At 65.8% G+C, this 23,038-nt stretch carries 23 protein-coding genes; 13 read left to right on the top strand and 10 right to left on the bottom strand.

What is annotated here, in order from left to right; translation table 11 throughout:
* Window positions 1–5: 5 nt before the first annotated feature.
* The 8 genes from hutG to hutC all read right to left on the bottom strand — a co-directional run bounded on the left by hutG (window position 6) and on the right by hutC (window position 6,599).
* Window positions 6–827, bottom strand: coding sequence for an N-formylglutamate deformylase (hutG, locus tag AC1DUN_RS01195; RefSeq protein WP_477712356.1), 822 nt, complete (start codon window positions 825–827; stop codon window positions 6–8).
* Between the two features lie 51 nt (window positions 828–878).
* Window positions 879–1,673 (bottom strand): amino acid ABC transporter ATP-binding protein, encoded by a 795-nt coding sequence (locus AC1DUN_RS01200; protein WP_477712357.1) that lies wholly within the window; start codon window positions 1,671–1,673, stop codon window positions 879–881.
* Window positions 1,670–2,338, bottom strand: a complete 669-nt coding sequence (locus AC1DUN_RS01205) for an amino acid ABC transporter permease (protein ID WP_074576377.1) — start codon at window positions 2,336–2,338, stop codon at window positions 1,670–1,672. Before AC1DUN_RS01205 ends, AC1DUN_RS01200 begins: the two co-directional genes overlap by 4 nt.
* Window positions 2,339–2,355: 17 nt before the next feature.
* A complete protein-coding gene (locus AC1DUN_RS01210; protein WP_477712358.1) occupies window positions 2,356–3,105 on the bottom strand; it encodes a transporter substrate-binding domain-containing protein in 750 nt (249 codons plus the stop codon).
* Between the two features lie 59 nt (window positions 3,106–3,164).
* Window positions 3,165–3,899, bottom strand: coding sequence for an IclR family transcriptional regulator (locus AC1DUN_RS01215; RefSeq protein ID WP_477712359.1), 735 nt, complete (start codon window positions 3,897–3,899; stop codon window positions 3,165–3,167).
* A gap of 162 nt (window positions 3,900–4,061) precedes the next feature.
* A complete protein-coding gene (gene hutI / locus AC1DUN_RS01220) occupies window positions 4,062–5,276 on the bottom strand; it encodes an imidazolonepropionase (RefSeq protein WP_477712360.1) in 1,215 nt (404 codons plus the stop codon).
* Entirely contained in the window at window positions 5,273–5,830 is a 558-nt protein-coding gene (locus tag AC1DUN_RS01225; protein WP_477712361.1) for a HutD/Ves family protein, read from the bottom strand. The genes hutI and AC1DUN_RS01225 overlap by 4 nt, the downstream gene beginning before the upstream one ends.
* A 58-nt stretch (window positions 5,831–5,888) precedes the next feature.
* Window positions 5,889–6,599 (bottom strand): histidine utilization repressor, encoded by a 711-nt coding sequence (hutC, locus tag AC1DUN_RS01230; protein ID WP_477712362.1) that lies wholly within the window; start codon window positions 6,597–6,599, stop codon window positions 5,889–5,891.
* Between the two features lie 197 nt (window positions 6,600–6,796).
* On the opposite strand from hutC, the gene hutU reads away from it, so the two are divergent.
* The 8 genes from hutU to AC1DUN_RS01270 are packed head-to-tail and all read left to right on the top strand — an operon-like array spanning window position 6,797 to window position 15,519.
* The gene (gene hutU / locus AC1DUN_RS01235; protein ID WP_477712363.1) at window positions 6,797–8,503 is read left to right on the top strand and encodes a urocanate hydratase; all 1,707 of its coding nucleotides are present in this window, start codon (window positions 6,797–6,799) and stop codon (window positions 8,501–8,503) included.
* Window positions 8,504–8,509: 6 nt separating this feature from the next.
* Window positions 8,510–9,523 carry an ornithine cyclodeaminase family protein gene (locus AC1DUN_RS01240; protein ID WP_477661365.1) on the top strand — a complete coding sequence of 338 codons (1,014 nt, stop codon included), beginning with the start codon at window positions 8,510–8,512 and terminating at the stop codon, window positions 9,521–9,523.
* Window positions 9,524–9,533: 10 nt separating this feature from the next.
* Entirely contained in the window at window positions 9,534–10,364 is an 831-nt protein-coding gene (locus AC1DUN_RS01245; RefSeq protein WP_477712364.1) for a phosphate/phosphite/phosphonate ABC transporter substrate-binding protein, read from the top strand.
* Entirely contained in the window at window positions 10,364–11,332 is a 969-nt protein-coding gene (locus AC1DUN_RS01250; protein WP_477712365.1) for a Bug family tripartite tricarboxylate transporter substrate binding protein, read from the top strand. The genes AC1DUN_RS01245 and AC1DUN_RS01250 overlap by 1 nt, the downstream gene beginning before the upstream one ends.
* Before the next feature lie 38 nt (window positions 11,333–11,370).
* Window positions 11,371–12,915, top strand: a complete 1,545-nt coding sequence (hutH, locus tag AC1DUN_RS01255) for a histidine ammonia-lyase (protein WP_477712366.1) — start codon at window positions 11,371–11,373, stop codon at window positions 12,913–12,915.
* Window positions 12,916–12,967: 52 nt separating this feature from the next.
* On the top strand, window positions 12,968–13,924 hold the full coding sequence (locus AC1DUN_RS01260; RefSeq protein WP_477712367.1) for an ABC transporter substrate-binding protein: 957 nt from the start codon (window positions 12,968–12,970) through the stop codon (window positions 13,922–13,924).
* A gap of 12 nt (window positions 13,925–13,936) precedes the next feature.
* Complete coding sequence (locus AC1DUN_RS01265) at window positions 13,937–14,716, top strand: ABC transporter permease (RefSeq protein WP_477712368.1); 780 nt, start codon at window positions 13,937–13,939, stop codon at window positions 14,714–14,716.
* Window positions 14,713–15,519 carry an ABC transporter ATP-binding protein gene (locus tag AC1DUN_RS01270; protein WP_477712369.1) on the top strand — a complete coding sequence of 269 codons (807 nt, stop codon included), beginning with the start codon at window positions 14,713–14,715 and terminating at the stop codon, window positions 15,517–15,519. Before AC1DUN_RS01265 ends, AC1DUN_RS01270 begins: the two co-directional genes overlap by 4 nt.
* Before the next feature lie 9 nt (window positions 15,520–15,528).
* Here the strand turns inward: AC1DUN_RS01270 and AC1DUN_RS01275 are convergent, their stop codons facing one another.
* Window positions 15,529–16,491: a YeiH family protein gene (locus tag AC1DUN_RS01275; protein ID WP_477713111.1), complete on the bottom strand. Its 963-nt coding sequence runs from the start codon at window positions 16,489–16,491 to the stop codon at window positions 15,529–15,531.
* Between the two features lie 324 nt (window positions 16,492–16,815).
* Between AC1DUN_RS01275 and AC1DUN_RS01280 the strand changes: the two genes are divergently transcribed.
* Genes AC1DUN_RS01280 through AC1DUN_RS01300 form a run of 5 tightly spaced genes read left to right on the top strand, consistent with a single transcriptional unit; the run spans window position 16,816 to window position 21,494 of the window.
* Window positions 16,816–17,697, top strand: a complete 882-nt coding sequence (locus AC1DUN_RS01280; protein ID WP_477712370.1) for a glycine betaine ABC transporter substrate-binding protein — start codon at window positions 16,816–16,818, stop codon at window positions 17,695–17,697.
* Between the two features lie 51 nt (window positions 17,698–17,748).
* Window positions 17,749–19,269 (top strand): HAL/PAL/TAL family ammonia-lyase, encoded by a 1,521-nt coding sequence (locus AC1DUN_RS01285; RefSeq protein ID WP_477712371.1) that lies wholly within the window; start codon window positions 17,749–17,751, stop codon window positions 19,267–19,269.
* Window positions 19,266–19,889 (top strand): ABC transporter permease, encoded by a 624-nt coding sequence (locus tag AC1DUN_RS01290; RefSeq protein ID WP_477712372.1) that lies wholly within the window; start codon window positions 19,266–19,268, stop codon window positions 19,887–19,889. Before AC1DUN_RS01285 ends, AC1DUN_RS01290 begins: the two co-directional genes overlap by 4 nt.
* A gap of 16 nt (window positions 19,890–19,905) precedes the next feature.
* Window positions 19,906–20,547, top strand: coding sequence for an ABC transporter permease (locus AC1DUN_RS01295; RefSeq protein ID WP_477712373.1), 642 nt, complete (start codon window positions 19,906–19,908; stop codon window positions 20,545–20,547).
* On the top strand, window positions 20,544–21,494 hold the full coding sequence (locus AC1DUN_RS01300; protein ID WP_477712374.1) for an ABC transporter ATP-binding protein: 951 nt from the start codon (window positions 20,544–20,546) through the stop codon (window positions 21,492–21,494). The genes AC1DUN_RS01295 and AC1DUN_RS01300 overlap by 4 nt, the downstream gene beginning before the upstream one ends.
* Here the strand turns inward: AC1DUN_RS01300 and AC1DUN_RS01305 are convergent.
* Window positions 21,491–22,885 (bottom strand): MFS transporter, encoded by a 1,395-nt coding sequence (locus tag AC1DUN_RS01305; RefSeq protein WP_477712375.1) that lies wholly within the window; start codon window positions 22,883–22,885, stop codon window positions 21,491–21,493. The two genes, AC1DUN_RS01300 and AC1DUN_RS01305, sit on opposite strands and share 4 nt — an antisense overlap.
* Between the last annotated feature and the right edge of the window lie 153 nt (window positions 22,886–23,038).

The raw sequence follows: 23,038 nt of genomic DNA on the forward strand, positions 1-23,038 counted from the left end.
GCGGTTCAGGTGTACAGGTGGAGGGCGGCGTGCAGCGCGCCGGTCACCATCATCTTCAACAAGGGCTGCACCTGCCACGCCAGGGCTTCGTCGTATGCATAGGGCGGCACCTCCTGCATGTACAGGCTCTGGCACATCTCCAGCTGCACGGCATGCACGTCCTCGGCGGGCCGGCCGTAGTGGCGCGTGATGTAGCCGCCCTTGAAGCGGCCGTTGACGGCGGTGCTGATGTGGGGCGCGGCATCGCAGGCTTGCACCACCGCGGCGGTGATGGCCTCATTGGCGCTGGCGCCGTCGGCCGTTCCGATGTTGAGGTCGGGCAGCTTGCCTTCGAACAGCCAGGGAATGTGCGAACGTATGCTGTGCGCGTCCCACAGCAGGGCAAAGCCGTGCTGCGCCTTCAGGCGCGCGAGTTCGGCGGCAAGCGCCGCATGGTAGGGCTGCCAATAAGTTTCGCGCCGCCGCGCGCGCTCTTCGGGCCCGGGCTCATGGCCTGGCTTGTAAAGCGGTGCGCCGCTGAAAAAACGCGTGGGGCACAGCTCGGTGTTGGACGCGCCCGGGTACATGGGCGCATCGTCGGGCGGACGGTTCAGGTCTATCACGTAGCGCGAGTAACGGGGCCGCAAAACGCTGGCGCCCGCAATGGGCAGGCACTTATAGAGCCGGTGCAGGTGCCAGTCGGTGTCTTCGACGCCCAGCGCCTCTTGCGTGTAACCGGCCTTCAGCTCGGCCGGGATCTCCGTGCCTACGTGCGGCATGCTGACCAGCAGCGGCAGCGTGCCGCGCTGGAGGCTGAAAACTTCGCTGTCGTCGCTGAAGTCACTCATGATATTCCCTGAAAAAAGTGGGGCGCGAAAGCCCGGAAGATGGCGGCCCGGTCAGTTGCGGGACAACACGGCCTGGAGGAAGTCACGCGTGCGGGCCTGTGTGGGCCTGGTAAAAATGATATCGGGCGGCCCGGCTTCGATCAAGGCGCCGCCGTCCATCACCACCACGACGTCGGCGACCTCGCGCGCGAAATCCATTTCATGGGTCACGACCATCATGGTCATGCCCTCGCTCGCCAGCAGCTTCATGACCTGCAGCACTTCGCCGACCAGCTCGGGATCCAGCGCGGAAGTGGGTTCGTCAAACAGCATCAGCTGGGGCTGCATGGCCAGCGCGCGGGCAATCGCCACCCGCTGCTTCTGGCCGCCCGAGAGGCTGGCCGGCATGGCATGGGCTTTTTGCCGCAGGCCCACCTTGTCGAGCAGGGCCAGGGCTTCAGCCTCCGTTTGCTGCCGGGACAGGCCGCGCACCTTGCGCGGGCCGACGGTGATGTTGTCGATGACCGACAGGTGCGGAAACAGGTTGAAGGACTGGAACACCATGCCGACGTCTTCGCGCAAGTGGTTCAGCGCCTGGTCGTCCAGCATGCGGCCGGCGTCGGCCAGCAGACGCCCGCAGATCTCGACCCGGCCGCTGTCGGGTTTCTCCAGCCCGTTGCAGCAGCGCAAAAACGTGCTCTTGCCGGAACCGCTGGGGCCTATGACCACCACCACCTGCGAAGGCTGGACGTCAAAGTCAATGCCGTGCAGCACCACGTGCTCGCCGAAGGACTTGCGCAATCCGCGGATGTTGACGATGGGTTTGCCGGCGGCGGGTGTGCCGATGACGGGTTGCGGCATGTTCATTGCACCATGCCTCCGGCGCGCAGCCGCTGCTCGATGCGGCGCAACGCCAGCGTCGTCAGGCCGGTCAACACAAAATACATGACGGCTATCACGAGATAGACCTCCAGTGAACGGTAGGAAACGCTGATGATTTTCTGTCCCTCATGCATCAGCTCATGGATGGTCAGCAGCGACACCAGCGCGGAGTTCTTGATCAGCGCGATGAACTCGTTGCCCAGTGGCGGGATCATGCGCACCAGGGCCTGCGGCAGGATGATGTTGCGCATGGCCGTGCCGTAAGACATGCCGATGGAGCGCGCGGCCTCCATCTGGCCCTTGTCGATGGACTGGATGGCGCCGCGCACGATCTCCGACACATAGGCGCCGGAATAAATGCCCAGGCCGATCACGCCGCAGACAAAGGCCGGCAGCATGATGCCGAACTGCGGCAAGCCGAAAAACAGGATGAAGAGCTGCACCAGCAGCGGCGTACCGCGTATGGCCGCCACGTAGCCGGTGCACAGCGCGTAGACCACGCGCCGGGCCGGGTTGAGGCGCCCTATCCCCACCAGCAAACCCATGATGCAGCCGAGCACCAGGGCCACCGCGGTGATTTCCACGGTCACCAGCGCGCCCGAAAGCAGGCTGCGCCATCCCGCGAAAGCCGGGGAGAAATCGAGTTCCATCCGATGCGCTCCCGGTCTTATTTAGCGGCGGTGGTGTTGCTGAACCACTTCTTCACGATCTGCGCATAGGTGCCGTCGGCCTTGAGCTTGGCCAGTGCGCCGTTGACGGCCTTGGTCAGCTCGGGCGTGTCCTTGCGCAGCGCCATGCCGTACTCTTCGGTGGTGAGCTGCTGCTCCAGCACGCGCTGGCCGCCGCGGGTGCGCACATACTGGAAGGCGGCCGGCTTGCCGGTCACGGCCGCGTCGGCGCGGCCTATGTCGACCAGGTTGAACATCTCCTGGTTTTTCTCGACTTCCACCAGCTGCACCTGCGGGTAGTTGGAGGCCAGGTAGCTCACGGACTTGGTGCCTACCTGCACGGTCACCTTCTTGCCGTTCAGGTCGGCCAGCGTCTTGATGGCGGTATTGCCCTCTTTGACCATGGCCACCAGGCCGCCCGCATAGTAGGAGTCGGTGAAGTCCACGACCTTTTTGCGCTCGTCGGTGATGTAGATGGCCGACACCGCCATGTCAAAGCGCTTGGAGACCAGGCCGGGAATCAGGCCCTTGAAGTCGATATCGACCCATTCGACGCGTTTGTTCAGGGTCTTGGCGACGGCTTCCACCAGTTCGATGTCAAAGCCGGTGCGTTTGCCGCCTTCGACGAATTCCATGGGCGGGAAGGTGGCGTCGGTCCCGACGCGAAGCACGTCCTGCGCGTGCGCGCTCAGGCTAGCCAGTCCGAGGACGGCAAAGCAGGAAGCAAGGAATTGGCGGCGAAAGTTCATGGGGTTTTCTCCAAGGGGTTAAATCAATTCGACGGTTCAAGGACTCGGCTGCCGGGCTGTCAGCGGCTCAAGCTTCGGGAAATGCGGGCGGCGGTCACCACCGCCATCTGGATCAGGGGCGGGTGTTTGCCCTCAATGCGCACGCTGGGCGCCATCAGGGTCAGGGCGCCTACGGCTTGCTGCCCCATGGCGAACAACGGGGCGCTCACGCCCCAGACGCCGGCATCCACCTCGCTGTCACTGACGGCGAAACCGGCTTTGCGGATTTCGGCCAGTTCAGCCAGCAATTCAGGGCTTTGGCGATCGGGGCCGAGCGCGGCGCTCAATGCCGCGGCCGGCATGTGAGCCATCAGGCATTTCGCCGAAGCGCCTTTTTCCAGGGGCACACTGCGGCCTTTTTCAAAAGAGCAGCGCAAGGCCTGCCGGCTCTCGACCATGTCGATACAAACGGCCTGGCCGTTGACCGCGACAACCAGGCCGACACTTTCCTGCGACTGCTGTGCCAGCATCAGCATCTCCTGGCGCGCCTGTTGGGCCAGATGGGAAGCCATGTCATAACCCAGGGCCAGCTGCAGGCTCAGGGGGCCGGGCGCATAACGGCCGTCGGTTTCAAGCACAAAGCCCCAGCGCTTGAGCGAATTGAGCTGGCGGTACAGCGTGCTCTGGCTCAAGCCCGTCCTGCCCAGCAGTTCCACCGCCGTCATGGGGCGGCCCTGCTGCGCCAGTGTGGCCAGCACCACCAGCGCGCGGTCCACGGCGGAAGGGGCGGAAACAGCGGGGGCATCGGGCGACATCGCGTCAGTATCCGGTTCTTGCCTGTACGCGCAAAGCACTATTTCTCATTGGCTGGGAATGCCTGTTTCTTTTTTGGTGTCCGGCAGGCGGGCGCCGCGCCATGGCCGCCCACCCCGGCGAGACAGCTCAGGCGCCGGTACTGTGCACCAGCGCGGCAACATTCATAGCAACCGGCCTTTGAAGACAGTCTGCAGGCGCGGGTTCGCGCCCAGGGCATAACTGAGTTCGGCCGGCCGCTGCACGCCCCACAACACGAAGTCGGCGCGTTTGCCGGCCGCAAGCTGGCCGCGGTCGTGCAGGCCCAGCGCCGCCGCCGCATGGCGCGTGACGCCGGCCAGCGCCTCTTCGGGCGTGAGGCGAAACAGCGTGCAAGCCATGTTGAGCATCAACAGCAAGGAAGTGCAGGGTGAGCTGCCCGGGTTGCAGTCGGTGGAAATCGCCATGGGCACACGCTGCTCGCGCAGCAGGGCCACGGGCGGCAATCTGGTTTCGCGCAAAAAATAGAACGCGCCGGGCAGCAGCACCGCCACCGTGCCGGCCGCTGCCATGGCCTGCGCGCCTTCGGGCGACAGCCACTCAAGGTGGTCGCAGCTGAGCGCGCCATAACGCGCTGCGAGCTTGGCGCCGCCGCTGTCGCTGAGCTGTTCGGCATGCAGTTTGACCGGGATGTTCAGGGCCTTGGCGGCGGCGAAGACACGTTCGGTCTGCGCGGGGCTGAAGGCGATGCGCTCGCAAAAGGCATCGACCGCATCGACCAGGCCTTCGGCGTGTAAAACCGGCAGCATTTCCAGCACGGCATCGACGTAGGCATCGGTGCGGCCGGCGAATTCGGCGGGAACCGCATGCGCACCCAGAAAGGTGGTGCGTATGTCCACCGCATGGGCCTGCCCCAGCGCGCGCGCGACCGAGAGCGTCTTGCGCTCATGCTCGAGCGCCAGGCCGTAGCCGGATTTGATCTCCAGCGTGGTCACGCCTTCGGCGATGAGCTGCTTGAGCCTGGGCGCGCTTTGTGCCTGCAGTTGCTGCGCGCTCGCGGCACGCGTGGCCTTGACGGTGGAGGCGATGCCGCCGCCGGCGCGGGCGATTTCTTCGTAACTGACCCCGTTCAGGCGCAATTCGAATTCATAGGCACGGTCGCCGCCATAGACCAGATGGGTGTGGCAATCGATCAGGCCGGGCGTGATCAGCGCCCCGCCCGCGTCATGCTGCACTGTGCAGCGCGCCAGCAAATCGGCCGGCAGGTCGGCGCGCGGGCCGACCCAGGCAATGTTCTCGCTGTCCACCACAAGGGCGGCATCCTCCACCAGGCCATAGGGCTGGGCGATACCGGCCTGCAGCGTGGCGGCATTGCAGTGTGTCCAGAGTTGCAGGCTCATGCGGGAATCTCCATCCAGAGGGCCTGCCCGGCAACACGCACGGCAGCGCTGGCCGCCACCCTGCGCCAGGCCAGGCTGGCGGGGGCCAGCTGCAGCGTTTCTTCATCAAACAGCACGGTTGCGGCGGACTGGTGCGCATAGACCGCGATGGTGGTGCCCGCATGCAGGGTTTCGGCAAAGCGCCCATCCACACGCCGCATGCGCGAGGGCTTTGGGCCCCTGCGCACCATGAGGTTGAAGTCGCGCGTCTTGCCGCCTATCAACTCACAGCCCGTCGCCGCGCCGCCGTCAAAGAACAAAGGCGCATCGGCGGTGGTCACACGGTGCGGCACACCCGCCACGTCGAGTTGCACACCTGCGCCTTCGAGTACCGCGAACCAGCGCTCTATGCCCTCGAACCTGGAAAAGGGGCCGCTTGCGTCCACGTCAGCCACCGACATGCGCCAGGCCCAGTCGCCGGCGTCGGGCCACATGGCGAGTTCGCGCGTGACGCCGCCGCCATTGCGCCAGGGCGTGGCGGGGATGTCGGCCAACTGCACGATATTCCAGCTCATGAACGAAACCTCCGCGCTGCCGCGCTGCGGTACGAGCCCTTGGGGCGGCCCGGCGGTCTCATGCTTGAAACTTCCCGGCAAAGCTGTAACGCGAACCCGGGTAGACCAGGCGCGCCACACTGGCGATGTTGGCGCCGCTCACGGTGCGCCGCATCATGGCCAGGCAGGCCTCGCCCTGCTTGATTTCCAGGTGTTTGGCTTCCAGCGCGGAGGGCAGGCAGGCTTCTATCGAATAGCTGGCCTCGGTCAGCGGGGCCTCGGCCAGCAGGTGATGCGTGGGCGAGGTTTCGCTGAAATCGGTTTCCAGGTAGCGCGGCGCCGCGGCCGGGTTGACGTAACGGTCCTCGTACTGGATGGGCACGCCGTTCTCCAGATGAATCAGGATGGTGTGGAACACCCGCGCGCCCGGCCTGAGGCCCAGGGTGCGCGCCAGGTCGGCGCTGGCTTTTTCGGATTCGGCCAGCAGCACGCGCGAGGTGTGCACATGGCCGCGCTCCACCACTTCCTCGTGGATGTCACGAATGGTAAGCGTGGAGGAAATACGGTGCAGCTCGGCGACAAAGGTGCCGGATCCCTGGATGCGCGTAACCAGGCCCTCGCCCATGAGTTCGCGCAGCGCGCGGTTCACCGTCATGCGGCTCACGCCGAACTGCTCCATCAGCACGGCTTCACTGGGCACCGGGTCGCCGGGCTTCCAGGTGCCGGCGCTGATGCGTTTTTTGATGAATGCCTTGACTTGGCCGTAGGCGGGCAGGGGTGTGGTGGCCATGGTTCAGTGCAATGTTCGCGGATGTAAGAAAAAAACATTGTCACGCAAAAAGCCGCCGGTCAGGCCTTGCGCGCACAAACCGTAGCTTACGCCAGTTGACACAAGTTGTATAGACAACTACGATTTATACCAGTCGCTTATCCCGCTATTTTTTTGAACACGCCCGAAGTTTTTTGTTTTATTTCCGGAGCCGCCCCATGTCCGACCTTTCCCAGACCCCGTTTCTCGACAGCAAGGCCCGCCCCGTGCGGGCGCCCCGCGGCAGCACGCTGAGCTGCGCCAACTGGCAGATCGAGGCGGCCTACCGCATGATCCAGAACAACCTGGACCCGGAAGTCGCCGAAAACCCCGACGAACTCGTGGTCTACGGCGGCATCGGCAAGGCCGCGCGCAGCTGGCCGGCCTTTGACGCCATCCTCGATTCCCTGCGCAAGCTCAAGGCCGACGAAACCCTGCTGGTGCAGTCGGGCAAGCCGGTGGGCGTGTTCCGCACCCACCCGGGCGCGCCGCGCGTGCTGATCGCCAACTCCAACCTGGTGCCCAAGTGGGCGACCTGGGAGCACTTCAACGAGCTGGACCGCGCCGGTCTCATGATGTACGGCCAGATGACGGCCGGCAGCTGGATCTACATAGGCACCCAGGGCATCGTGCAGGGCACCTATGAAACCTTTGTGGAAGCGGGCCGCCAGCATTACAACGGCGACCTCGCGGGCCGCTGGGTGCTGACCGCCGGCCTGGGCGGCATGGGCGGCGCGCAGCCGCTGGCCGCCACCTTTGCCGGCGCCTGCTCGCTCAACATCGAATGCCAGCAGTCCAGCATCGACTTCCGCCTGCGCACCCGCTACGTCGACAAGCAGGCCAAGGATCTTGACGAGGCGCTGGAGATGATCAAGCACCACACCGCGCGCAAGGAGGCCGTCTCCATCGCGCTGTGCGGCAATGCGGCCGAGATCGTGCCCGAGCTGGCCAAACGCGCCAAGGCCGGCGGCATACGCCCCGACATCGTGACCGACCAGACCTCGGCCCACGACATCATCAACGGCTACCTGCCGGCCGGCTGGACGGTGGCACAGTGGAAGGCCGCGCAAAAAGACCCGGCCCAGCATGCGGCGCTGACGCAGGCGGCGGGTGAGTCCTGCGCGGTGCACGTCAAGGCCATGCTGGCCTTCCATGAGATGGGCATCCCCACGGTGGACTACGGCAACAACCTGCGCCAGGTCGCCAAAGACTTCGGCGTGGCCCAGGCTTTTGACTACCCCGGTTTTGTGCCGGCCTATATCCGCCCGCTGTTCTGCCGCGGCGTCGGCCCCTTCCGCTGGGTCGCGCTTTCGGGTGACCCGGAAGACATCAAAAAGACCGACGCGAAGATGAAAGAGCTCTTCCCGGCCAACAAACACCTGCACCGCTGGCTGGACATGGCCGAAGAGCGCATCGCCTTCCAGGGCCTGCCGGCGCGCATCTGCTGGATAGGCCTGGGCGAGCGCCACCTTGCGGGCCTGGCCTTTAACGAGATGGTCAAGAACGGCGAGCTCAAGGGCCCCATCGTGATCGGCCGCGACCACCTGGACAGCGGCTCCGTCGCCTCGCCGAACCGCGAGACCGAAGCCATGAAGGACGGCAGCGATGCGGTGAGCGACTGGCCGCTGCTCAATGCCCTGCTCAACACCGCCAGCGGCGCGACCTGGGTCAGCCTGCACCATGGCGGCGGCGTGGGCATGGGCTACTCGCAGCATTCGGGCGTGGTCATCGTCTGCGACGGCACGACCGAAGCTTCTGAAAAACTGGGCCGCGTGCTGTTCAACGACCCGGCAACCGGCGTGATGCGCCATGCCGATGCGGGCTACGACATCGCCAAACAGAGCGCCAAAGACAACGGGCTCAACCTGCCCATGATGGGAAGCTGAACCGATATGTCCGACAGCACCGCCGAGATCCATCTCACCTATCTGAACCATCCCGACGTCCAGGCCCTGGCCCTGACCGATGCCGAGATCATCGCCGCCGTCGAGCAGGCCCTGCACGCGCAGGGCAACAAGCAGACGACCATAGAGCCGCGCATGCACCTGGTGCCGGAGAAAGACTACCCCGGCCACTTCAATGTGCTGCGCGGCTATATACGCCCGCTGGGCCTGGCCGGCGTGAAGGTGGTCGGCGACTTCTACAAGAACTACGAAATCGGCCTGCCCTCGGAGTTGGCCGTGCTCAACCTGTTCGACCCCAAGAACGGCTCGCCGATCGCCATCATCGACGCCTCGGACATCACCGACATGCGCACCGGCGCCATCACCGCGCTGGGCGCCAAACACCTGGCGCGCAAGAACTCCAAAATCCTGGGCCACATAGGCGCGCGCGGCACCTCCTACTGGAACGTGCGCCTGCTCGACTCGATTTACAACTTCGACGAGATCCGCGTGCATTCGCGCCGGCCGGAAAGCCGCAATGCCTTTGCCGCCAGACTCGAAAAAGACCTGGGGAAAAAAATCACCGTGACCGAGGACTGGGAGTCCTGCGTGCGCGGCGCCGACATCGTGGTCGAGGCCTCGCGCCTGGAAAAACCCACGCCCATGCTCAAGACCGAGTGGATCAAAAAAGGCGCTTGTGTGATTCCCTACGGCACCATGAGCGCGGTCGAACTTTCGCTGACCGACATCATGGACAAGATGGTGATGGACGACTGGGGCCAGGCCAAGGCCGGTCCGCTGGGCGCGCTGCGCGCCCATGTGGATGCCGGCAAGCTGTCGGAGGCCACGCTGCATGCCGAGCTCGGCCAGATCGTCGCGGGCCTCAAGCCCGGGCGCGAAAGCGATGACGAGACCAATCTGTTCTGGCACCGCGGCCTCTCGCTGTCGGACATCGCACTCGGCGCCTTCATGCTGGAAAAAGCCAAGCGCATGGGCCTGGGGCAAAAGCTGCGTTTCCGCTGAAGGGGCCGGCATGGTGCACGCCGTGAAATCCACGCAGGCGCTGGTCGCCAATGCCCGCATGTACTCGGCCACGCCGGCGGTCAAGGCCGACTGGAAGGCCTTGCTGGCCTGGGTGCTGGCGCGCTCCGGCCTGCCCTGGGACCTCATTGACTACGACGCGCCGGCGCCGCTGTCGGTGCTGTGGGCACGGGGCGACCTGGGCCTGGCCATGATGTGCGGCCTGCCCTTTGCGCAGCGCGGCGAGCGGCCCACGCTGGTGGCCGCGCCCATCCCCTCGCCGGCGCGCTACGGCGGCAGGCCGGTGTACTTCACCGACATCGTGGTGCGCGCCGATGCGCCCTATCGCCAGCTCGAAGACACTTTCGGCGGTGTGATCGGCTACACCCTGGCCGATTCCATGTCGGGCGGCGTGGCGCTGCGCCACCACCTCGCGCCCTATCGCCAGGCGAAGGGCTCGCGCCTCTATCGCAAAGCGGTGGGCGAACTCATCAATGCGCGCGGCGTGATCACCGCGCTGGCCGAGGGCCGCATAGACGCCGGCCCGCTGGACAGCTACTACCACGACCTGCTCAAGGCGCACGACCCGGATTTCGCCGCGCAGGTGCGCACGCTGGCCAGCACGGCGGCGCTGCCGATTCCACCGCTGGTCGCCACCGCCGATCTGCCGGCTGAAACGCTGCAGGCCTTGCGCGCCGCCTTGCAGGCCAGCGCCACGGCGGCCGAGCTCGCACCGCTGATGCAGCGCCTGCTGCTCGCGGGTTTCGCGTTTCCCGACCCTGACGACTACACGCCGCTGGCGGCCATGGACGGCGGGCCCGCGCCCGCATTGGACGATATCTGATGAAGCTGTTCACACGATCCGCATTTCTGGCCTTGCTGGTGGCTGCCGCCTCCTTTGGCGCCGCGGCACAGACTTACCCGTCCAAGCCGCTGCACGTCATCGCACCGTTTCCGCCCGGCGGCCCGGTCGACGCGCTGGGCCGCGTACTGGCGCAAGGCCTCTCGGATGCCATGGGCCAGCCGGCCGTGGTCGAGAACAAGGTGGGCGCGGCCGGCAACATAGGCATGGACCAAGCCGCCAAGGCCACGCCCGACGGCTACACCCTGGCCATCGTCCCTTTGGGCAATATCGCGGTCAACCCGGCGCTCTACCCCAACCTGCCCTACAAGGCCTCCGACCTCGCGCCCGTCACCATGCTGGCCACGGTGGAGAACGTGCTGGTGGTCAACAGCGCCGTGCCGGCACGCTCGCTCAAGGAACTGCTCGCGCTGGCCGCGCAAAAACCCGGCGGCATCAGTTTTGCCTCGCCGGGCGCCGGCAGCCAGGCCCACCTGGCCGGGGAACTGCTGGCATTGAACGGCGGCGTGCAGCTGCTGCATGTGCCCTACAAGGGCATAGGCCCGGCGCTCAATGATTTGCTGGGTGGCCAGGTCAGCATGATGTTCGCGCAGATGTCGTCGGTGCTGCCGCACATCAAGAGCGGCAAGCTGCGCGCGCTGGGCGTGGCCAGCCTCAAGCGATCACCCGTGATGCCCGAGACACCGACGATTGCCGAGCAAGGCCTGCCGCGCTTTGAGGCCGTGTCCTGGTATGCGCTCATGGTGCCGGCCGGCACACCGCGCGCCGTCATCGACAAACTCAATACGGAAACCGGCAAGCTCTTCGCAACGCCCGCACTCAAGGAAAAGCTGGCCGCGCTGGGCATGGATGCCGCGCCCGGCAAGCCCGCCGAGCTGGCCGCCACCATCCAGGCCGACACCCAGCGCTGGACCGAGGTGATACGGCAGAAAAACATCAAGCCCGAATAAGCGCGCCTCCCCCTCTCATTTTTTACCTTGGCAACACCATGACCCTCACCATCCAACCCGGCCGGCTGACCCTGGCCCAGCTGCGCGACATCCACACCCAGACACAGACGCTCGCGATCGACCCTTCCGCCACGGCCGGCATACGTGCCAGCGCGGCCCTGGTGCAAAAGGCCGCCCACGGTGGTGATGCGGTCTACGGCGTGAACACCGGCTTCGGCAAGCTGGCCAACCAGCGCATCGCGCAGGCCGACCTGGAAACCCTGCAGCTCAACCTGCTGCGCTCGCATGCCGTGGGTGTGGGCGAGCCCATGCCGGAGCGCGTGGTGCGCCTGGTGTTGCTGCTCAAGGCCGCGAGCCTGGCGCGCGGCTTCTCCGGTGTGCGTGAGGTCGTCATCGACACGCTGATGGCGCTGTACAACAAAGGCCTCACGCCGGTGATCCCTTGCCAGGGTTCGGTAGGCGCCTCGGGCGACCTCGCACCGCTGGCCCATTTGTGCCTGCCGCTGATCGGCGAAGGCGAAGTGTTCTACCAAGGCAAACGCATCGCCGCGGCTGATGCGCTCAAGCAGGCGGCCATCACGCCGGTGAAGCTCTCGGCCAAGGAAGGCTTGGCGCTGATCAACGGCACGCAGGTCTCGACCGCGCTGGCACTGGACGCGCTGCTCGCCACCGACCGATTGTTCGAAGCCGCCGTGATTTCAGGCGCCGTCACGCTGGATGCCGCGCGCGGCAGCGACGGTCCCTTTGACCCGCGCATCCACGCGGTGCGCGGCCAGCCGGGCCAGATCGATTGCGCCGCCGCTTACCGCGCCATCATGGTGGGCAGCGAAATCCGCCGCTCGCACCTTGAAGGCGACGACCGCGTGCAGGACCCGTATTGCCTGCGCTGCCAGCCGCAAGTCATGGGCGCCTGCCTGGACCAGATGCGTTACGCCACGCTGGTACTGATGCGCGAAGCCAATGCCGTGACCGACAACCCGCTGGTCTTCGCCGACGACGAGACGCTGCTCTCGGGTGGCAATTTCCATGCGGAACCTGTGGCGCTGGCCTGCGATGCACTGGCTGTCGCGATTGCCGAAATCGGTGCCATCACCGAGCGCCGCATCGCCATGCTGGTTGATACCGTGGCTTCGCGCCTGCCGGCTTTCCTGACGCCCGAGCCCGGCCTGAATTCCGGCTTCATGATCGTGCATGTGACCGCCGCCGCGCTGGCCTCTGAAAACAAATCGCTGGCGCATCCGGCCAGCGTGGACAGCCTGCCCACCTCGGCCAACCAGGAGGACCATGTGAGCATGGCCACCTTCGCGGCGCGCCGGCTGCAGCCCATGCTGCGCAACACCGAGTACATCGTGGCGATTGAACTGCTGGCCGCGGCGCAGGGCATTGAATTTTTGCGCCCGCTGAAAAGCTCCGCCGTTCTTGAAGGCGTGCTGCAGCTGGTGCGCCAGGTCTCGCCGGCCATGATGCATGACCGCAGCCTGGCGCCCGACATCGAAAGCGTGCACCAATTGGTGGCAGGCGGGCGCATAGGCCTGGCCGGCGAGGCGCAAATCACCGAGTTAACCGCCTTGCGGCTGGCATGAAGCCTGCATACATTAGCGATACCTATCCCGCTATCCACACAGGAGCACCTTCATGAAGAAACAACTCACCCTCTCCCTGCTGGCCGCAGCATCCGTCCTGGCCATGGGCGCCGCCCACGCGCAGGAGACCAAGGTCGCCGTCGGCATTTCGGGCTGGACGGGTTTTGCCCCGCTGACCCTGGCCAAGGAAGCCGGCATCTTCAAGAAAAACGGGCTCGACGTGTCCATCAAGAAGATTCCGCAAAAAGACCGCCACCTCGCAATTGCCTCGGGTGACGTGCAGTGCGCCGCCACCACGGTGGAAACCTGGGTGGTGTGGAACGCCAACGGCGTGGCCACCACGCAGATCTTCCAGCTCGACAAAAGTTACGGCGCCGACGGCATGGTGGTGAAACCCGGCATCACCAAAATCACCGACCTCAAAGGAAAGACCGTGGCCGCCAGCGCGCCCGGCACCTCACCCTACTTCGCCCTGGCCTGGATGCTCAAGAAAAACGGCATGAGCACCAAGGACGTGAAGGTTGTCAACCTCGAACCGCAGGCCGCCGCCAACGCGATGATCGCGGGCACCGACGGCGTTGATGCCGCGATGACCTACGAACCCTACCTGGGCGCGGTGCGCGCCAAACCGGAAGCCGGCAAGATCATCGCCACCACGCTGGACTACCCCATGGTGATGGACACCTTCGGCTGCACGCCCAAGTTCCTGTCCGAAAACCCCAAGGCCGCCAAGGCCCTGGCCGACAGCTACTTCGAGGCCGTCGAGATGATCCAGAAAGAGCCCAAGAAAAGCTTCGAGATCATGGGCGCCGACGTGAAGCAGAGCGGCGAAGCCTTTGAAGCCTCGTCCAAATACCTGCGCTGGCAAGACCGTGCCGCCAACCTGAAATTTTTCACCGGCGAACACGCCGCCTTCAGCAAGGAAGCCGCCGAGCTGCTGATGGAAGCGGGCATCATCAAGTCGCTGCCCGACATGAGCAAGCTGGCCGACACGCGATTCTTGAAGTAAGCCAGAAAACGCATGCGGCCCCTGCAACCCGTCTCGCCTGGCGCGCGCATCGCGCTGGGTGTGGGCTTCTTTGTTCTGTTCTTTGTCGTGTGGGCCATCTTCACGCTGGGCGGCTATGTCTCCAAGACCTTTCTGGCCGACCCCATCACCATGGTGAGGTCGGGCTACGACCTGCTGGCCCACCAGGGCTTTATCAAGGACATAGGCATGACGGTCTGGCGCGTGCTGGGCGGCTTTGCGATTGCCGCATTGCTGGCCGTTCCGCTGGGCGTGATGATGGGCGCCTACAAACCGGTCGAGGCTTTTTTTGAACCCTTTGTGAGCTTTGCGCGCTACCTGCCGGCGTCGGCTTTCATTCCGCTGCTGATCTTGTGGGCCGGCATTGGCGAGGCGCAAAAGCTGTCGGTGATTTTTATCGGCTCCTTCTTCCAGCTGGTGCTGATGATTGCCGTGAGTGTGGGCAACACGCGGCGCGACCTGGTGGAGGCGGCCTACACCCTGGGTGCGGCCGACCGCGGCATTGTGGTGCGCGTGCTGCTGCCCAGCGCCGCACCCGAAATCGCCGAGACCCTGCGCATGGTGCTGGGCTGGGCCTGGACTTATGTGATCGTCGCGGAGCTGATTGGCGCATCGAGCGGCATAGGCCACATGATCACCGACAGCCAGGCACTGCTGGCGACCGACCAGATCATCTTCGGCATCATCGTGATCGGCGTCTTCGGCCTGGTCACAGACCTGGCTTTCAAGGCGCTGAATCGCAAACTTTTCCCCTGGGCACAGCTAGGCCGATGACTTCTTCCACCCCCATCCTGAGCGTCACGCAGCTGTCCAAAACCTTCGCGGCCAACAAGGGCCCGGGCACCGTGGCGCTGCAGGCCACCGACTTGAGCGTGGCGGAAAACGACTTCATCACCATCCTGGGCCCCTCGGGTTGCGGCAAGTCCACCCTGCTGCGCATGGTGGCCGGGCTGGACACCCCGACCAGCGGCAGCATTGTGCTGGACGGCAAACCCATCACAGGCCCGGGCGCCGACCGCGGCATGGTGTTTCAGAGCTATACGCTGTTTCCGTGGCTCAGCATTTTGCAGAACGTCTGCTTCGGCCTGCGCGAAAAAGGCCTGGCGCTGGATGCGCAGCTGGACATCGCCCACCAGTTCATCAAAAAGGTGGGGCTTCAGGGTTTTGAAAACCACTTCCCCAAGCAGCTCTCAGGCGGCATGCAGCAGCGCACCGCGCTGGCGCGCGCCCTGGCCAACAACCCGCGCATCCTGCTGATGGACGAGCCCTTTGGCGCGCTGGACCACCAGACACGCGAGCTGATGCAGGAACTGCTGCAGGGCATCTGGGAGGCCGAGCAGAAAACCGTGCTGTTTGTGACGCACGATATCGACGAGGCCATCTTCATGGGCAGCCGCGTGGTGGTGATGAGCGCGCGGCCCGGCCGCATCAAGTGCGACGTCGCCGTGCCGCTGGCGCACCCGCGCCACTACTCGGTCAAGACCACGCCGGTATTTACCGAACTCAAGGCGCGGCTGACCGAAGAGATACGCGTGGAAGTGCACCGCGCGGCGGGGCTGCAGGCGCCGGCCGCCTGAGGCGCAGGCTTACAAGCCGAGCCGTAATGCCATCACCGCGCCCAGCACCAGCGCGGCGATAAAGATCGTCTCGCCCACCAACATGGCCACGGGCTGCCAGCCCAGCTTCATGAGGTCTTCAAAACTGGTCTTGATGCCGGCCGCCGAAATGGCGGTGACCAGCAGCCAGCGCGAGGTGTCGCTGGCGGCCTGGGTCATGGCCGGCGTGAAAGCGCCTATGGTGGCCAGCAGCACCAGCACGATGAAGGCCAGCAGGAAACCAGGGACCAGCGGCACTTCCTCGTCCACCGCCTTGGCGTCGGGGTGCTTGCGGTAGCTGATGGCGATCAGCAGCACGATGGGCATCAGCAGCATCACGCGGAACAGCTTGACCACGGTGGCCGTGTCACCGACCTCGGGGCCCAGCATCATGCCGGCCGCCACCACCTGCGCCACGTCGTGGATGGTGCCGCCCAGGAAGATACCGCCCTGCGCGGGCGCCAGGCCTATGAGCTTCAAGGCAAAGGGGTAAAGAATCATGCTCAGGGTGGAAAGCACCGTGACGCCGACCACGGCCAGCAGGGTAAAACGCTCGTTCTCCTTGGTCTGCGGCAGCACCGAAGAAATCGCCAGCGCGGCGGACGCGCCGCAGATGGCGACGGCGCCGCCCGAGAGCACGCCCTGCTCGCGCGGGCGTTTCAACCATTTCGCGAGCAGCAGGCCGAAGGCGATGGTCAGCGCCACCGCCGCCACGATGACCAGCGCCGTCTCCACGCCCAGCTTGGCCACCTGCGTCAGCGTGATGCGCGCGCCCAGCAGGGCCACGCCGACGCGCAGCAGAGTGCGGCCGCAAAAATCCACGCCGGTCTTGACCTTGGGATTGCTATTGAGGAAGTGGAAGGCCAGGCCTATCAGCAGCGCATACAGCAGCTGGGGCCCGCCGTAATGCTCGGACAGAAAGGTCGCCGCCAGCGCGATGACCACACACACCATGGCGCCAGGCACGCTGGCTTTCAGGAGGGAAACGGAAGGAAGAAAAGACACTGGAGGTAGGGCCGGGGCCTAGACCGGGAATGGGGCAAAAAAAATGCCGGCGGCAGGGCTTCCGGCTGTTGTCTGGCTTATTCGGGAAACGGTTATCACCGGGTGATTTTCCGTCTTGCACGCACTATTTCCATATGCTACTATTATTAGGTTGTATATACAAGTTGAGGTGCTAATGGCACCAAGATGGCGTGCTTTTCAGGCACGGGATGTGCATGCAACAGGCCAGAAGATTCCTTGTTTCAGTTCGCCGCAACCTATCCGGAGACCTCCATGAAGATCAGCAAACTTTTGGCCTTGTCCGCGTTCGCGATGGTCGCCTTCGCGCCGCTCGCCTCCCACGCCCAGCAGGCCGTGCGCGTCGGCTCCAAAAACTTCACCGAGCAGTTCGTGCTGGCCGAAATCTATGCGCAGGCGCTGGACGCCGCGGGCATCAAGACCGAGAAAAAGCTCAACCTGGGCGGCACGCTGATCGCCCAGAAGGCCATGGAAGAAAAGCAGATCGACTTCTACCCTGAATACACCGGCACCATGCTGCTGGCCGTGCTCAAGCAGGAGCCCATGACCGACGCCAAGGCGGTGTACGACAAGGTCAAGGAAGGCTACGCCAAGATGGGTTTTGTGCTGCTCAACCAGTCCAACCTGAACAACGGCTATGTGATGGTGGTGCGCCCGGACACCGCGCAAAAACTCAAGCTTGAAACCCTGTCCGACCTGGCCAAGGCCGCCAAGGACCTGAAGGTCGGCGCCGGCCCCGAGTTCCGCGACCGCAAGGACGGCCTGCCGGGCCTGAAGGCCAAGTACGACATGGTCTTCGGTGAAGACCTGCAAATGGCCATAGGCCTGCGCTACCAGGCCCTGAAGAACGACCAGATCCAGGTCGTCAATGGCTACTCCACCGACGGCATGATCAGCGCGATGAAGCTCAAGCGCCTGCGCGACGACAAGAGCCTGTGGCCGCCGTATTTTGTGGTGCCGGTGATCCGCAAGGAAGTGCTGGACGCCAACCCCAAGATCGGTGAAGTGCTGAACCGCGTGAGCGCCCTGCTCGACGAAGCATCCATGGCCCAGATGAACTACCAGGTTGACGGCGACAAGCTCGAGCCCAAGGACGTGGCCCGCGACTTCCTGAAGTCCAAGGGACTGGTCAAGTAAGCCCTCGTTCTTTGACGCTCCCCGCACCATCATCGTGAAAGTTCGTACGCCATGACAGTCGCGGTCGGGGAACAATGGCTGGGCATCGGCGACCTGGTGCGCGTGGCACGCAGCGGTGAACCCGTTTCGCTGGCACCCCAGGCACGTGAGCGTGTCGTCGCGGCGCGCGAGCTGGTGATGCGCCTGGCCACCTCGGGCCAGGCGATTTACGGCCTCAATTCCGCACTGGGCGCCAATACCGGTGCCGTGCTGGCCGAGGGCGACCTGGAGGACTACCAGCGCCGCGCCGTGCGCGCCCGGGCCGTGGCCGTGGGTCCGGCTTATGACAAAACCTCCGTGCGCGCGATGCAGTTCGCGCGCATCGCCGGCCTCTCACGCGGCGGCTCGGGTGTCTCGCCGGCGGTGCTGGACGCCTGCATCAACCTGCTGAATTTCCAGGTGCATCCGGTGGTGCCGCGCTTCGGCTCCATAGGCGTGGCCGACCTGCCCCAGCTTTCGCACCTGGCCTTGCCGCTGTTCGGCGAAGGCCAGGCCGAAGTGCGCGGTGAAATACTGGACGGCGCCACAGCGCTGGAACGCGCGGGCCTGCAGCCCGTGACCCTGGGCGCCAAGGACGGCCTGGCGCTGATCAGCGCCAACGCGGCGACCACGGCGCGCGCCGCATTGGTACTGCATGACGCCCAGGTGGCGCTGGACGCCTGGCTGGCCGCCGTGGCGCTCGGTTATGAAGGTTTCAGGGCCAACCTGTCGCCGCTGCACCCCGCTGCGGTGGCGGCCCGCCCCGCCGCCGGCCAGGTGGAAGTGGCGCGCCGGCTGCGCGAGCTGCTCAAGGGCAGCGCGCTGCTGGAGCCGGATGCCGCGCGCCGCGTGCAGGACCCGGTGTCCATGCGCGTGGTGCCGCAGGTGCATGGCGCTGCGCGCGACATGGTGGACGCGGCCTGCGCGCAGGTCGAGATCGAACTCAATAGCGCGGCCGACAGCCCGCTGGTGCTCACCGAGCAGGGTGTGATGCTTTCCAACGGCAACTTCCACGTGCCGGCGCTGGCACTGGCGCTGGACGCCTCGGCGATCGCGCTGGCGCAAGCCGCCAGCATGTCGGTCTCGCGCAGCCAGCGTTTTATGTCGCCGGCGCTGACCGGCCTGCCCTTGCAGCTCACGCGCCACGGCCCGGCCCATTCGGGCTTTGCGACGGTGCAAAAAACCCTGACCGCGCTCTGGGCCGAGGTACGCTTGCGCGCCAACCCCGGATCGCTTGATTACCTGCCGGTCTCTGAAGCACTCGAAGACCATGCCTGCATGGCACTGGGCGTGGCCGAAAAACTCGGTGAGCTGGTGGAGCGCCTGCGCTACCTGATCGCCATCGAGCTGCTGGTCGCCGCCCAGGCGGTGGACCTGCGCGAACTCAAGCCCGGCCAGATGGGTGAAGGCACGCGGCGCACCTTGGAGCAGGTGCGCAAGCTGGTTCCCATGCTGGACCAAGACCGCCCACTGGGCCCGGACATAGACCGCATCCAGAGCGCCGTCGCCGCGGGCGTGTTCGGCCCCGAAAGCGCCAGGGCGGCGGGCGCATGAACTGGTTTCTGCGCAACTGGCCCGATGTGCTGCACTCGCTGTGGGAGCACGTCGCGATCTCGCTGACGGCCCTGGCCATTGCTTTTGCCCTCTCGCTGGTGATCGGCATCGTGGCGGCGCGGCGTGAAAAGCTCTATGGCACGGTCATGACCATCTCGGGCTTTTTGTACACGATTCCGACGCTGGCTTTCCTGGCCTTCCTGATTCCCGTGGTGGGACTGGGCCGCGCCAACGCCATCATCACCATGGTGGCCTTTTCGCTGATGATCCTGATCCGCAGCGTGGCCACCGGCATACGCGAGGTGCCGGCCGACATCATCGACGCGGCGCGCGGCATGGGCATGAACAAGGCGCAGATCATGCGGCGCATAGAGCTGCCGCTGGCCCTGCCGCTGATCGTGGCCGGCCTGCGCGTCTCGGCTGTCACCGTGATCAGCGTGACGGTGGTGGCCGCGTATGTGAATGCGGGCGGGCTGGGCACGCTGATCTTCAACGGCATCGCAAGCGACCACCCGGCCAAGATCTGGACCGGCGCGCTGACCGTCTGCCTGCTCTCCGTCATCGTTGACCTGAGCCTGGCCCTGCTTGAGCGGCGGCTGAAAAACCGGCGCGCAGCCTGAACACCAAGAGGCCTCAATGCTTGCCGACGCCTGGAACTATGTCCTGTCCCACCCCGCGCAGTTTTACCGCGCGCTGGGGGTGCACGTCGCGCTGTCGGCCTCTGCGCTGCTGATCGCCGCGCTGATCTGCATTCCAGCCGGCATCGCCGTTGCGCGCAAGAACGGCCTGTCGCTGGCCGTGGTCAACGCCGCCAACGTGGGACGCACCCTGCCCTCGCTGGCCGTGTTGGCGCTGGTGATGCCGATACTGGGAACCGGCTTCGCGCCGGCGCTGTTCGCCCTCACGTTGATCGCCTTGCCGCCCATCGTGACGCACACCATCGTCGGCATGCGCGGCGTGGATGCCGACGCGGTGGACGCCGCCATCGGCATGGGCATGACGCGCGCCGCCCTGCTGTGGCGGGTGGAGCTGCCCATGGCCATGCCGGTGATCTTTGCCGGCCTGCGCACGGCGGCGGTACAAATCATTTCCGGCGCCGTGCTGGCGGCCTTTATTGGCGGCGGCGGGCTGGGCGACTTCATCACCGCCGGCATCGCCATGATGGCCGTTCCCCAGCTGCTGGTGGGCGCCATCCCGGTGGCGCTGCTGGCGCTGGGCACCGACTTTCTTTTTGGCGCGCTGCAGCGCCGCATGACTCCGCAAGGGCTTCGCGCATGATCACACTGGACCGCCTCACCAAGTCCTTCGGCGGCAGCGCCCAGTCGGCCGTCGACGGGCTGTCGCTGACCGTCAACACCGGCGAAATCTGCGTGCTGATTGGCCCCTCCGGTTGCGGCAAGACCACCACCATGCGCATGATCAACCGCATGGTCGAGCCCGACTCGGGCCGCATCGAAGTGGGCGGGCGCGACGTCACCAAGATAGATGCGGTGGAGCTGCGCCGCTCCATAGGCTATGTGATCCAGCAGGTGGGCCTGTTCCCGCACATGACTTTGGCCGAGAACGTTGCCACCGTGCCCAGGATGCTGGGCTGGGATTCCGCCCGCATCGCCAAACGGGTGGACGAGCTACTGGCGCTGGTCCACATGGACCCGGCCATTTACCGCAACCGTTTTCCACGCGAGCTCTCGGGTGGGCAGAAGCAGCGTGTGGGCGTGGCGCGGGCGCTGGCGGCGGACCCGCCGGTGATGCTGATGGACGAGCCCTTCGGCGCCATAGACCCGATCACGCGCGCGCGCCTGCAGGACGAGTTTTTGCGCATACTGCGCGAGCTCGGCAAGACCATTGTGTTTGTCACGCACGACATCGACGAGGCCATACGCATGGGCTCGCGCATCGCCATCCTGCGCAGTGGCAAGGTGGTGCAGTACGACACGCCGGAGCGCATCCTCTCGCACCCGGCCGATGCCTTTGTCGAAGCCTTTGTGGGCGGTGACCGCTCGCTCAAGCGGCTGGCCCTGCTGACGGCCGGGCCTTATGTGGAAAGCGGCACGCCCGCCGCCAATGCACCGCGCCTGCCGGCCGCAACGCCGCTGCGCGATGCCCTGTCGGCCATGCTGGATGCGGGCGCCAATGAGGCCGCGATTGTGGGCGAGCAGGGCCAGCCCCTGGGGCGCGTCACGCTGCAAAGCATCCAGCAGGCTGCCGCGGTCGCGCGCACTTAAACCTGGCGCATCCTGAGGCCGCTGCAAACGCCGGCCAGCACCGCGAAGCCGGCCGCCAGCCACAGCGCCACAAAGGAGCCATGGCCGCCCTGCGGGTCGAACATCGCAAAAATCATCGCCAGCAGGACCGCGCCCAGGGTCTGGCCGGTCAGGCGCGCCGTGCCCAGCATGCCGCTGGCGCCGCCGCTGCGGTGCGGTGGCGCCGAGGTGATGATGGTGTGGTTGTTCGGTGACTGGAACAGGGCGTAGCCCACGCCGCACAGCGCCATGCGCCAGACGATGTCGAGCTGCGACGGATGCGGCGGCAGCACGGCCAGCAGGGCCAAACCCAGCGCCAGCAAGGCCATGCCCAGGCTGCCCAGCAGGCCGCCCGAATAACGCTCTATCAGCCGCCCCACCACCGGCGACGCCACCACAATGGCCAGCGGCCAGGCCGTGAGCAGCAGGCCGGCCTGCAGGTGGCTGAAGCCGTAGTGGCCCAGCAGCAGGAAGGGCAGGCCCACATAGGCCAAGGTCTGCGCGCAGAAAGCGCCAATCGAGGTGCCCATGGACAGCGCGAACACGGGAATGCGCAGCAAATCCAGCGGGAACAGCGGCAGCGGCTGGGCCAGCTGGCGCCGCACATAGATCACGCCGACGACAATGCCGGCGGTCAGCTCGGCCAGCGGCAGCCATAGCGACGCAGCGGGCGCGCCGCCCGGCACGGCCTCGACGCGCACGCCCAGGCCGTCGACGCCGAGGAACACCAGGCCGAACATCAGCGCATTGAGCAGCACGTCGAGCGGGGAAAGGCGCAAGCCCTCGGCCCTGGACGGGTTGTCGGGCAGGGCTTTGCGGCCCAGCCACACCGACAGCAGGCCGAAAGGCACGTTGAGCGCGAACAGCCAGGGCCAGGAAGCCACCGAAAGAATGCCCGCCGCAACCGAGGGCCCGGCCACCGAGGCCGTGGCCACCACCAGCGAGTTGATCGCGATACCGCGGCCCAGCAGGTGCTTGGGATAGATGAGGCGCACCAGCGCCGTGTTCACGCTCATGAGGCCGGCCGCGCCCAGGCCCTGCAGCACGCGGGCCAGCGCCAGCGTGGTCAGCGAATCGGCCATGGCGCAGGCGGCCGAGGCCAGCGTGAACACCGCGAGGCCCACCAGGTAGACGCGGCGGTAGCCGACGATGTCGCCCAGGGTGGCCAGGGGCAGCAGCAAGGCCAGCGTGGCGACCTGGTAGGCGTTGATGACCCAGATGGACTGCGCGGGCGTGGCATTGAGCTCGCGCGTGATGTCGGGCAGCGCCAGGTTGACGATGGTGCCGTCAAGCACCGCCATGACGATGCCGAGAATGATGACCAGCAGCGCAGGCAGCCGCTGGCCCGCGGGCAAACCATCCTGAACAAGCATGAAGGCCTTTGGTAGGGGGCGGGCGGCAAAGGAGTCCCGGCCGCCGCGAAGGGCCTATTCTAGGAGCGCAGCCCAAAGCGGGCCGGGGACGGCGCCCTTGTCCCAGCGCCTTGCTTGGGAAAGCTGCAGGCCGGGGCAACAAGGCGGGCGCGC

Source organism: Polaromonas sp. P4_F6 (assembly GCF_056401275.1).